Origin of the sequence: Prevotella sp. P3-92 (genome assembly GCF_002251205.1) — a bacterium.
Classification (GTDB): Bacteria; Bacteroidota; Bacteroidia; order Bacteroidales; family Bacteroidaceae; genus Prevotella.
Genome location: NZ_NPJE01000031.1, coordinates 1 through 13175, shown reverse-complemented (window position 1 = coordinate 13175; position 13175 = coordinate 1). Strand labels below are relative to the sequence as shown.

The following is a 13175-nucleotide window of genomic DNA, read 5'->3' as shown; positions in this document are numbered from 1 at the left end:
GTTACCCAGGACTAAGGAAACCATTGGGCCTTCAGCCCGTTGTGGTTGTGTGATTATTACCCACGACACGTTTTGCAACGTCGGATTGTTGCAGATGAAAAACATCACGAATGGTGTGTGATTATTACCCATGTACACGTTCTGCAACGTCGGATTGTTGCAGATGAAAAACATCACGAATGGTGTGTGATTATTACCCATGTACACGTTCTGCAACCAACGCCCCGAACGGGGCAATATTTCCATAGCCCAGGGTAACACCCTGGGTTTTTATGCCTCTTTTACCTATACGCCCTGTAAGGGCAACAGTAACATCAGCAGGGCTAAGAAAACCCATTGGGCTCTATGTTGCGCCGGATTGCAGATTCACAACCGTAGCATATCACTTGCGAATAGTAGCCCGGAGAATAACCACATCCTCCAACGGACGGTCACCATGGTCGTGATCCACAGGAGTCTGTTGGATGCGATCAACCACATCCAGTCCTTCGATGACCTCGCCAAACACAGTATAACCGCCATCCAGATGGGGCACACCACCATATTTTATATAGTTCTGTTGCATCACTGAATCGGGAATGACATAAGCTCTGCCCTCACGGCGAAGTTGGTCGGCATAGTATTCCATCTGCCGAGGCGAGAAATTGCGACCCCACGTGATGTAGAAATCATGCGACGAGGAGGCAAACTCAGGATTGGTATCATCTCCCTCGCGCGCGGCACAGAGTTGTCCGCGACGATGATAATGCGCCGGATAACGGATTTCTGCAGGCACACGGCGCTCCACATCATACTGCACTGTATCGCCGGCAGACACTTGACGGGCTTGCGGATTGCCGGCTTGAATCATGAAATTACGAATGACACGCTGAAACGTGCAGCCATTATAATAGCCCGTTCGCACCCGATCCAAGAAATTGTCGCGGTGTAAAGGGGTGTCGTTGTAAAGCCGCAGAACAATGGTACCCATGGTGGTTTCCATCACCACCTCGTGTTGCGTAGTGTCGGCAGCGGTCTGTGCCGATAGCGTGGCGGTGCCGGTCAGCATCAGCATCATCCACATCAGTGTTTTCTTCATATTCATCTTCATATTTGTTTTAGACCGCCCCACTGCCCCATGACCAAGGGAAGGAACGGCCGGTTGTTTCTATTCTTACATCTCGTTTGCCTCCGACAGACTGTCGGTCAATGGCACTTCTTGTTGATGGCAACGGCAACGGTATGCCCCATGGTCCAAGCTGCCTGCAGGTTGAAACCGCCTGTGACGGCATCTACATCGAGCACCTCACCTGCAAAATAAAGACCTTCATGCTGCTTACATTCTAAGGTAGAGAGGTTGACATTGGAAAGGGCCACACCTCCACAGGTCACAAACTCTTCCTTAAACCTACACTTACCTGTCATCCGATAGACATCGGCAGTCAGCGTATTCACCAATCGATTGATCTGTTTCTTCTGAAGTTCTGCCCAACGCTGTTCGCCACGTATCTGCGATCGGTCAACCAACAGTTGCCAAAGTCGGCTGTTCAAATGGGGCGGATACACAGTAGATACCTGTTTGCGACCATGTGCCACACTCATCTCCCCTATCATGGCCTCCACTTCAGGGAGCGTCATCGCTCCACACCAGTTGATGCAAAGGTCGTGCTGATAACCACAGCCGTGCAAATGGCGTGCTGCACGACTCGACAGTTTCAGTACGGCAGGGCCGCTCATGCCCCAATGAGTGATGAGCAACGGACCTTCGCCTCGGAATTTAGTACCGGGAAGGGCGGCGGTCGCATGTTCTACCACGGTTCCCGTCAACTGGGTCAGAGCGCGGTCGGCAACACATACGCTGAAGAGCGATGGCACTGGCGACACCATTTCTAAATCCAAACCGGCAAGCATCTGCAGACCCTGCATCGTCGGACTGCCTCCTGTCGTCACTACCGCCATGTCGGCAGTAACGGTTGGTTGCTGAACGTTATCGGCCGGTGAGAAAGTCAACCGATAGCACTCATCCTCATGGGCTATAGCGCTGACACGATGACCTAACTTCAGCGTCACGCCCAACTGACGCATCAGCGACAACAGCGTATCTACTATTTCCATCGCATACTGCGATTTGGGAAACACACACTCATCGGTTTGCGTCACTAAGCGCACCCCTTCGCGCTCAAACCATCGGCAGACATCGGCAGCAGAAAAGCCTTTCAGCAGTCGCTTCATCAGTTTTTCACCACGCGGATATACTGCGGCAAGGTGTTCCACATGCCGGAACGAGTTGGTCAGATTACACCGTCCACCTCCTGTCACTGCCACTTTGGCCAACGCCTTACGGCCGCCTTCATAGACCGTGACATCTGCGTGAGGCAACAGGCGCTTGACCGCTATGGCACAAAAGCAGCCCGCGGCACCGCCTCCTATGATTGCTATCGTTTGTTTCATTATGCGAAGATACTAAAAAAATGGCAAAACATGTGTTTTTTCATGTTTTTTCCATTATTTACCATTCGATTTCTTTTATTTTCAAACAACCTATTGGAATAATCCGTAACTTTGCATCATGAACAATAAACATCAATGATATAAACTAAACACAATAAAGACTATGACAACAAAGTATTCTGGAACACAGACTGAGAAGAATCTCGAGGCCGCATTCGCTGGCGAGTCGCAAGCACGTAACAAATATACCTATTTCGCATCAAAAGCAAAAAAGGAAGGTTTCGAACAAATTGCTGAACTCTTTCAAAAAACTGCCGACAACGAGAAAGAGCATGCTAAAATGTGGTTCAAAGAACTCAACGGCATTGGAGACACCGCTCAAAACCTGGCTGCTGCTGCAGAAGGAGAAAACTACGAGTGGACTGATATGTATGAGGGATTTGCTAAAACCGCAGAAGAGGAAGGCTTCGCTGACTTGGCAATGAAATTCCGCCTGGTGGCTGCTATCGAGAAACGCCACGAAGAGCGTTATCGCGCACTGCTTCACAACGTAGAAATGAAGGAGGTGTTTGCTAAGAGTGAAGTGAAAGTATGGGAATGTCGCAACTGCGGACACATCGTAGTTGGTGAGAAAGCACCAGAGGTTTGCCCCGTATGCGCTCATCCTCAAGCCTACTTCGAAATCCACATCGACAACTTCTAAGCGTTGACAACCTATCATCTATATTCCATCCGGCAGATATTCCTTTTCTGCCGGATGGTTTTGCTTGATAGGCCATTTGATTGAAATACAATACCAGAAAAACAGCTTTTTTGCATTTATTACACAAAGTTTTGTGGTTTTCTTCAGAATAATGACTACCTTTACAGTCCAATACTAATAACCCAACATGATATTCAGGAATATGAAGAAACACTTTCTATTAACCATCGCTTGCCTGTTGACAGGCATGACTGCTTCAGCACAACAATACCAATGGAAGAATGTACCTATCGTCGGCGGAGGATTCGTAGATGGGCTTATTCTTCATCCGACTAACCCTGACGTACGCTTCTGCAGAACAGATATGGGAGGCGCATACCGATGGGATGCGGTCAACAAAGAGTGGATACAGATGCTCGACTGGGTGTCGCTCGACAATCAAAATCTGCAAGGGGTGGAGAGCGTGGCTATCGACCCCAACAACGACCAAAAGGTGTATCTGGCCTGTGGCACTTATACAATTAAGACGGGAAGTATTCTGAAATCAAACGACGGAGGCAGATCATTCATCGAGGTGAAAGTGCCCATTGCCATGGGAGGCAACGAGAACGGACGTGGCAACGGCGAACGAATGATGGTTGATCCGCTCAATTCACGCAATATCTACTTCGGAACACGGCTCAACGGACTCTGGAGGTCAGTTGACGAAGGAATGACATGGAAGCGCGTGGACACTTTTCCTGATGTCACAGAACAGACGGACTTCTCCAATCCCCAAAACCGCATGAACAGAGGCAGCGGCATCATTGCCGTTGTATTCGACAAAAAAGAGAAGAAAGGCAACGATGCAAAGAATATCTTTGTGGCTGTTTCGCTCAAAGACCGACAGAGCATTTTTGTCAGCCGCGATGCCGGAAAGAGTTGGAAAGCCGTTGACAATCAACCCGTCGGACTGCGCCCCACCCACATGGTCATGGCTGCCGACAGAAAACTGTATATCAGTTATGCCGATTCGCCAGGACCGTCACCCATGACCGATGGCGCACTGTGGGCTTACGATATCAAGAAGAACACATGGACGGACATCTCTCCTTTGAAATTCGACAAGGGCAAGAAATCGGGATTCGGATATGCTGCAGTTGCTGTCGATGCACACCATCCGCAACATATCATTGTAAGCACACACGGACTAGGGAAGAAATACGGCTACGGTGACGAGGAAATGTTTCGCAGTACCGATGGCGGTAAACAATGGATACCACTCTTCAAACATGGTTACAGATACGACCATAGCAAAGCTCCTTATACGAAGATGGCACCGCTCCACTGGATGTTCGACATAGAGATCGACCCCTGCAATGCCGATCATGCCTATTTCACTACTGGTTTCGGAGGTTGGGAAACGTTCAATCTCTCTGCCGGCGAACGACAGGGCGACACCATCGTGTGGAGCATTGCCACTAAGGGAGTTGAGGAAACTGTACCCCTCGAACTCTATGCTCCCCCAACGGGAGCAAGCATAGTAAGCGGTGTGGGAGACTACGGCGGATATACGCATTTCGACATCACCAAACCAGTACCGGAGGGCATGCACTACGCTCCATATTTCGGCAATACCGACGGAGTAACTGGCGCATGGAACAAACCTGACGTCATGGTGCGCGTGGGTGTCATCTTCAACCATCTATTCGACATTCCACCTATCTCGTATTCTGAAGATGGCGGACGCACATGGAAGCCATGCGCAAATGCTCCTGTAGAAAAAGCGGAGAGCGGACACATCGCTGTCAATGCCGATGCCTCGGTATGGATATGGACGCCACGCGGTGCCCTACCCTCATTCACTACCGACAAAGGGGAATCGTGGAACACATGTCAAGGTCTCCCCAAAAACATCAAAGTCATCGCCGACAAAGTAAATCCACAACGCTTCTATGCTGTCGATGTGATCAACAAAACACTCTATACCAGTATAGATGCGGGTAGAACCTTCACTTCAAAACCGCTCAACATCACATTGCGAACCACCGAAAAGAAAAAACGGGGCGACAATCGGGGCGGTCAAGATCGCATATACGCCATGCCCGACCGCGAAGGTGACCTATGGCTTGCCGCCTACGATGGACTGTATCATCTCAACGCTGACCTACAGGCCGTGGGTGCCATGCCTCATGTCAGCACCCTCTATGCTTTCGGTTTTGGCAAGTCACGCATAGAAGATGGCTATCCCGCCCTATATATAATAGGTGTAGTAGATGGCGTCTATGGTTTCTTCCGTTCTGACGACTCTGGCAACAACTGGGTGCGCATCAACGATGACAACCACCAGTATGGTCTTGTCCTCCACATTTGCGGAGACATGCAAGAATACGGCCGCGTCTATGTGGGTACACACGGAAGAGGACTCGTATGCGGTTCTCTCCGCCAATAGCACACGGAAAATGTCACACGGACGACACGGGTCTTTTAATATCTTGCCGTAGGCAACTCAAAAAATCCACGGAGCACACGGAGTACACGGAGAAAGATTTTTGTTAAGATTTCGAGCATCTCTGATGCGATCCATAATAAAACCCTCCCCAAAAGCGAGGAACTCGAGCGCATTTTAAGTTGAGATTTTTGTTAAGGATTCGTTTACTGCCTCCCTGAATTACAGATTATTTCTTGCGAAGCAACATCTTAAAAAAGATTTCCTCCAAAGATTTACCTATGGTTTGTTTTGTCGTGACTCAGCATAGTGAAAGCGAACGTTTTCGTTAAGCCAGATGAGCAGAATAAAGCTCGCTTTAATTCTGCCATGGCGAGAAAAGGTGCCATGAAATGGAACTCTCACTCTGTCTTCGCTACTCCAAAACATCTAGCCTTCAGGCTACCAAAAAAAATCCACGGAGCACACGGACGACACGGAATCACGGAACAAGCAGCCCCGGGCTGGAAGCCCAACGGCTTCCTTAGCCCAGGGCGACGTCCTGCGGACACAACAAAACATTTTACAATCGTCCTGTAAGGACAAAAGTAAAATCCGTGCGACTAAAACATCCGTGTGCAACCTTAAGAGGCTTCACCTATCATACATCTTTCATCATCCAGCTGATGGTGATAAAAACGGCAAAAGCTACAAATAATAATATGTACATAATCTATATTTAAATTGTTGATAATCCAATGTGGTTTCGTTTAACCCCATTTTCCTTCTATATCATAGTAAGGTTTTCGCCTCCAAAATTACACATTTTTCTTCAATCCACAAACTATTTCCACCTTTTATTCCATTTATATAGGTATATTTGAGGCTAAAACGATAATCCATAGTTTTGCTTTATCGAAACTGTCAACTGTCAAACTGTAACGCCTGGGATTGATGGCATGGACCTGTTCCTGTGACATCACTTTCTACTTGAAAAGTGAATATTTTTAGGATATTATTAAATATATTTGTCTAATTCCTTGGACAATTCAATATTTTTTTTTATTTTTGCGCCAAATTGAGAATGAATACTAACCGCGCAATTTTTTTTAAGTCATGAACATTAAACCAGATTTTTGTAAAATCTTAAGGTTGGCTGGCGTTTCAATCGCCTTTACAACACTCGGTGCTTGTGTTGAAGCCAATCTTCACCCTGGCATGAATACTGAAGGTAATGATTCAATTGAAGTTCCTTTGGATTTTGACTGGAACATGTCGCAAGACGTGGATATACAGCTTATAAGCAATGTAACGACTCGTGCGTATATATATGAGGACGAGAACTTAGAGAAACTAATGTGTACCACAATGCTTGAGGCTGATAAACTGGAAACAGTATCTCTCACTACACTCAAAACGTTTGAAAACCTATATCTTGCCTACCTCGACAAGGATGGCAAGACAGTGGTGCGCACCATTGACATCGGTAAAAAGCAGGTTCTCACTCGTGCCGCCAACATATCGGACGAGATTACTGACGCGTCAGAGGCGCTGACGCCGTTGGGAAGCGACAAGACCGTGGTGTTCTCACCCAACAACTCGGTGTATGGCACAGTGCTCTTTGAGGACATGTATCCAGAAATGGGCGACTACGATATGAACGACTTCGTGCTTGGCTACAGAAAACAGTATGGAAAGTCCGATACTTCGGAGACCCTGGAAATCACTCTTCAGATACGTGCCATAGGCGGCCAACTGCCGTTTGTGCCTGGAGTTGAGGTAAAGGGTGTGGATGTGGACGGACTCGAAGTGAACTGGCTCTCGTCGGATACGCGCCTTTCGGTGGAGAACGTATCGGAATCTGATGCCAGCGGCACTCCTGTTTTCCGAGTGAACGGAGCACAGAACCTAAAGAAAGGCAACGGCTATTTCAATGTTAATCTGCCAAAGATATCACAGGAAAGCTTGCCTTATGTCACCATCATACTCACACGACCGTTAGACGGCAATCCACAGTTGAACATTAGGGACAAAGACCTCAACTTCTTCATCTATAACACACAGAACATGGTGGAGATACACGAGAAGAACACTGCAGTAACCCGATTCGCATCAAACACTGACGATAGCAGTTTCCACAATGGAGGACTCGTATGGGCGTTCAGGGTGGAAGGCTATATGCCTCATACCATTGAGGGATATAAGATTAACAAGGTGTTCCCGAAGATTTCAAATTGGATGACAAGCGGCGGCGCAACGGATTCCGACTGGATCTCCGACTTCGACTCAGAGTCTGTCATTGACTATGCTCAGGGCGATGTCCCAAGTTCTCCAGACGTTCAGAATGAACCATACATTAACGTTAAGCAGACTCTGGTGGAAGCTCCAGCAGCCGGAGGAAGGGTGGAAATACCCATTGAAGCCAACTGCGACTTTGACGTGTGCTTCGGCGAGCAGGGATGGATATACGATTTCTCCAAGGAGGATGGGAAACTAATACTCTTCGTATATGCCAACTATAACGGCTCGGACAAGAGTGCTAACGTCACCTTAACCCCAACCACCAACATCAGCAAGAAGTTTACATTCAAGCTTAACCAGAAGTCGGAGACTTATGCCGGAGAGCTGATACAAGCCAACGGAGGATTCAAAAATAATATAGAGAGTCTCGTAAAAGCTAACGGAGGAGTGATTGCCGACGTAAAGAAGGTGAACATCATAGGCCATAGCGACAAATATAATGGGTATAAAGGAAGTAGTCTCCCCGTCAATGTCAAGAGGATAGCAGGCAATGATAAAAATTTGCAGCATAATGTTTACATGGAATGGGATGCCGCCAAGGCCACCATCACCGTCTCCACTCCCGGAGCAATCGTAAGCACCCGCAACACTTGCTCTGCCATGTTCGCTAATTGCTCTGGCTTGGAGGAGGTTGACCTCTCGGGACTTGACATCTCGCTCTGCACCAACATGGCAGGCATGTTCAATCAATGCAGAAAGCTGAAGAGCGTGGACCTCACTCCGCTCAACACTTCAAACGTGACCAATATGTCCGGAATCTTTACTCTATGTGAGAGTCTGGAGTCTGTAAACGTGAAGGGGTTGAACACGTCCAACGTCACCTCGATGAACAGCCTGTTTGACCGTTGCTATTCGCTCAAGTCTGTGGATATCAGTTCGTGGAACACTGATAAGGTTAGAACCTTCAACCGTATGTTCTGGAATTGTCAGAAGCTCACCGATGTGAAAATGAATTGTAGCAAGACATCGTTGGAGGAAACGGGAGTTAAGGAGATGTTTACCAACTGCTATCTGTTGCCGAAGGTGGACATGTCTTCGTTTGACTTCCATAATGCCAATGATTTCACCTCTATATTCAGCAATTGCAAGAGTCTTCAGACTGTTGTGTTCGGCAAGAGCAATACGTCGAATATCATCTATATGAAGAATGCGTTCGCTGGTGTAGGCGGCAACGGTGAGTTCACATGTGTAGATGCCGACTTCTCTTCTGCCACCACAATGGACAGCGCATTCAAGGGATGCACTGCCACTTCCATCAACCTTTCCGGCTGGAATACTACGTCAGTTCAGAACCTTAGCAGCACATTCGCTAATTGTGGAAATGCAAAGAAGATAAACATCTCGGGATGGAGCGCTGACAATGTAACAAGTATCGGCAGTATGTTTAATAGTGCATATATAGAAGAAATCGACCTCGGACCCAATTTCAATGTGCCTTCCAATGTCAATATCGACTATTGGTTCTATTGCACTTCCAACAAGTCGAAGAAGGCAACATTAAAGTGTTCGCGTGCCACATACGATTTGATACAGGTTTTTACCAACACTACTGGAGGTCGCAACAGCAAGCCGTTCCTCACCCAGTATTGCACATACAGCGTATATTAATTTTTTTCGTTGACGAGTTGACAAGTTTCAACTCGTCAACTCGTTTTAATCACACTCCACTCAATTACGCTTGTGGTGTGTTCGTTCTACGTCGTAAAGAATAATCTGTTGTGGAGATTATTTATTCACAGCATCTGCAACTTCATTCCTATCGACAGTCAAAGGATGTCGCCCAGCGAAACCTTGCTGTCCATGAATGCTGAACGGATGTAGAGGTCGCACGAACTAATCTCATAAAACAGCGTGATGCTTTTTAGGAACTTGCGGCGGTTGGCAGGGATAATTTTCGTCATGCGCTGGCCAATGAAAATGTTGGTGCGCACCTTAGTCTTCAACAGTGGATAATAGTTGTCGGGATAGCGTTCGGGCTCGCGGTCCCAGAACTCCGACCCGAACACTGTGTTGAAATACAGTCCACAAGACAATGGCTCCAGCATCCAGCCGCCTTTCATATAACAGCTCCAGGGTATGAAGTTCTCCTTCAGCGTCCTCTATTCTGGAGATATTCCCCTTGTTAATATTTGTCTCTCCGTCGAAGCGCGTATCATATGGATGGTAGTCGAAAAGGCTGTCGCATCCCATGAGCATCATGGAGCAGACGCTGAACATAAAATATCACAGGGACATGTCGATGGCATCAAGACTGATGCACGTTTTTTTGCTTTTTATGTTTTGGGGAGTAATTCCCCTGTTTCAGATTTTTCCATGGAAATATATAAAAATATAATGAGAGTTACGAAGATGTTGACAGAAAAATTTATATTCATCTTCATTTTCATTTGGTCAGTCCTTCGTCGAAGAATGATTCAGGAGGTCTAAACGCACCAGTTTTGCTTTTCAAAAACTGTCAACTGTAACACAAAAATGAAGTCTGAGGGAGTGGTCTTTATCATCCTACGAAAATCTTTCTCTGTGTTCTCCGTGTGTTACGTGGACTTTTTTGGGTAGCCTGAAGGCTAGAAATCTTTTGTGGAAATCCTGTCTAAGATGATGCCTACGGCAAGAAATATTTTAGGGTTGTCGGATTAAAACTAAATATAGATTTCTGGACCGTTTAGGTCCTTAGATTTTACATGAAGATTTCCTCCAAGATTTACCTATGGTTTGTTTTGTCGTGACTCAGCATAGTGAAAGCCGCGTCTCTCACTCTGTCTTCGCTACTCCAAAACATCTTGCCGAAAGGCAACTAAAAATATAATCTTTAACGAAAATCCTAACTGAAAATGCGCTCGAGCACCTCGCTTTTGGGGACGAATTTATTATGGATCGCCTTACAGGCTCGAATTTTTGGAGCAGCGAGAGTAGAGTGAAAGCAAGCTTTCACTATGCCGAGTCGTGACAAAAATAAGCTAAAGGTAAATCTAAATAAAAATCTTGAAAATAATCTTTAAACAAAATCTTTTTCTGTGATTTCCGTGATTTCTGTGCGACATAAAAAAATCCGTGTTCTCCGTGTGATCCGTGGATAAAAGATTTCCGTGATTTCTGTGATTTCGACATCATCCAGACATGATATGATGCCTTCATCAAAGAGGAGTTGGACAAAAGAGGGCTTCCGTGAAATAATGGATTGAATTGATGCCAAAATCCATCGTTCTGTAAATATATCGAACTTGTATTATGCTTCATTTGTAAAGTTACAATACCCACATTGCACAAAATGATAATATTGAGGGTTCTTGTAAGGCTTTACATGATTTTTATGGTTTGACCTGTGGTTGAGCCTATAAAGATGGGCTGTTGGGCTTATGGTAGGGTGTTTTGGGGTGGACTCTGGATTCTCTCCGTCGGTTATTTGGGGAACAACAAGGCGTTATAAGCCCGTGGAGGGAGTTTCGGCATGGTTGGAGCATAGGATCCGTCGGGATGGACGAAATGGTTTTATTCGCCGAGAAAATGCTCAGTGTGGGAAAGGAAGTGCAGGATTCCACCTCGGCAGGTTTGAGGCAAAAGGCATTTTTCTGGTTTGTGGTTGCTTAAGGGTACTTTGCCAGCCATGAGCCAGCCATGACGATGGCTTCTCGTCGAGTTTTCGATAGTTTCTCGACCGACATTCGTTGCTCTTTCGTTCGTTTTTCGCTTGTTCCTCGTTCGGTTCTCGATCGGTCTTCGATAGACTAACGAATAACGAACGAGAGACGAACGAGAGACGAACGAGGACCTAACGAGAAGTTAACGGGAACCGAACGAGAAGCGATCGGGAAACCGTGGTCTTTCTGTCGGGACCAGATGGCGTGTTGAATTACTTGTTTTGTAAACATAAGCAGCTTTTTAGTTGTTAAATTATTTATTTGATTTTTTTGGTTTAAAGGTTTCTTTCTTGTTTTGGAAATCATCCTCGGCTTGAAACACAAAGATACAACATGACACCCCCGAAATGCAAGAGTTTTGGCAGTTTTGATTCAATATTTAATATTATTTAACTTTATTACAGATATTTTAATCTCGTGTTCGCATAGTTTTTTTTATAATTCTCTCCTGACAATATAAGCCAAGCGCATAACACAGCAAATAAATCAAAGACGAAAATGCACTCGAACACCTTCCTCAGAGCGTTTCTTTAACTTTAATCTTTTCCGTGTTCTCCGTGTGTTCCGTGGATAATAAATTTCTGTGATTTGCCTTTGGCTTATTCTGACGCGACTCAACAGAGTAAAACCGAGCTTTCACTCTGTCTTCGCTGCTCCAGAATATCTGTGTGATATTAAAAAGGGAGGGAACTTGCAAATAAAAATCCGTGTCATCCATGTAATCCGTGTGACATTTTCGGAGCCCATCGCAAAAATATGGTTTATGGAAACTGTTATACTGTTATATTGTAACGCTTGGATGATTTTTTGCTTTTCCCAAACTGTCAACTGTCAACTGTAACGCTTTAGACTGCAATTCCAATCATACAATTCATTTCCACATCATTGGTATTCTCCCTTTCTGTTCCTTGTACCTCCAATCATTGTCCGCCAATTTTGGGACTTAGTGCGGAGTTAGTTATGACTTACTTATGAGGCAACCATGAAACAGGGGGATGAAACAGGGGAACAGATACTGTTTCACTTGTTTGCATATTCCGGAGCATACCCGTTCAGCTTTCCGGAGTTGCAGTCAGCAGCTATGTCATGAATACAGATCAATGTCATTCCAAAACTATCCGTAGTCAATATCATCATTCACAAGCGTTACAGTTGACAGTTGACAGTTGACAGTTTCTGGAAACGATTTTTTATGGGGTTGCTTCGCAAGAAATCTTTGGGGGAAATCTTGTTTAAGATGTTGCCTACGGCAAGAAATATTTTAGGAAGATAGCAATCTTAAATAGATTTCTGGACCGTTTAGGTCCTTAGATTTTACATGAAGATTTCCTCCAAGATTTCTTGCCGGCAGGCAACTAAAATATAATCTTTAACGAAAATGCAGTCTGAAGTCTGAAGTCTGAGGGAGTGGTCTTTATCATCCTACGAAAATCTTAAGAAAAATCTTTAACCAGAATCTTTCCATGTACTCTGTGTGCTCCGTGGATCCGCTTTCTATGTTAAAATCCAAATATTTTGACCATTATTTTTAATTTATGCTGATATTTTATATTCTGGTGAGAAAATTTTGCGATTTCGGACCATAGCAGTGACCAAACGTATGAGTTTGTTCTTTACATTATTCAGTGCAACCTGCTTCTTCTTTCCACGTTCTACGAGTCGCATATAGTATCTTGCGATAACGGGATTGAAGTTG

The 13175-nt window shown here is 45.6% G+C and carries 6 protein-coding genes; 3 read left to right on the top strand and 3 right to left on the bottom strand.

What is annotated here, in order from left to right:
- Positions 1-382 precede the first annotated feature (382 nt).
- Together CIK93_RS04580 and CIK93_RS04575 are read right to left on the bottom strand one after the other, a co-directional pair.
- Positions 383-1090 (bottom strand): peptidylprolyl isomerase, encoded by a 708-nt coding sequence (locus CIK93_RS04580; protein ID WP_094389752.1) that lies wholly within the window; start codon positions 1088-1090, stop codon positions 383-385.
- Between the two features lie 95 nt (positions 1091-1185).
- Entirely contained in the window at positions 1186-2430 is a 1245-nt protein-coding gene (locus tag CIK93_RS04575) for an aminoacetone oxidase family FAD-binding enzyme (RefSeq protein WP_094446719.1), read from the bottom strand.
- Positions 2431-2593: 163 nt separating this feature from the next.
- On the opposite strand from CIK93_RS04575, the gene rbr reads away from it, so the two are divergent.
- The 3 genes from rbr to CIK93_RS04555 all read left to right on the top strand — a co-directional run bounded on the left by rbr (position 2594) and on the right by CIK93_RS04555 (position 9449).
- Positions 2594-3133 (top strand): rubrerythrin, encoded by a 540-nt coding sequence (rbr, locus tag CIK93_RS04570; protein WP_094446718.1) that lies wholly within the window; start codon positions 2594-2596, stop codon positions 3131-3133.
- A gap of 202 nt (positions 3134-3335) precedes the next feature.
- Positions 3336-5564 (top strand): exo-alpha-sialidase, encoded by a 2229-nt coding sequence (locus CIK93_RS04565; protein WP_254046735.1) that lies wholly within the window; start codon positions 3336-3338, stop codon positions 5562-5564.
- A gap of 1092 nt (positions 5565-6656) precedes the next feature.
- On the top strand, positions 6657-9449 hold the full coding sequence (locus CIK93_RS04555) for a BspA family leucine-rich repeat surface protein (RefSeq protein ID WP_094446715.1): 2793 nt from the start codon (positions 6657-6659) through the stop codon (positions 9447-9449).
- Positions 9450-9607: 158 nt separating this feature from the next.
- On the opposite strand, the gene CIK93_RS04550 is transcribed toward CIK93_RS04555, so the two are convergent.
- Positions 9608-9901 (bottom strand): hypothetical protein, encoded by a 294-nt coding sequence (locus tag CIK93_RS04550; protein ID WP_094446714.1) that lies wholly within the window; start codon positions 9899-9901, stop codon positions 9608-9610.
- Positions 9902-13175 lie beyond the last annotated feature (3274 nt).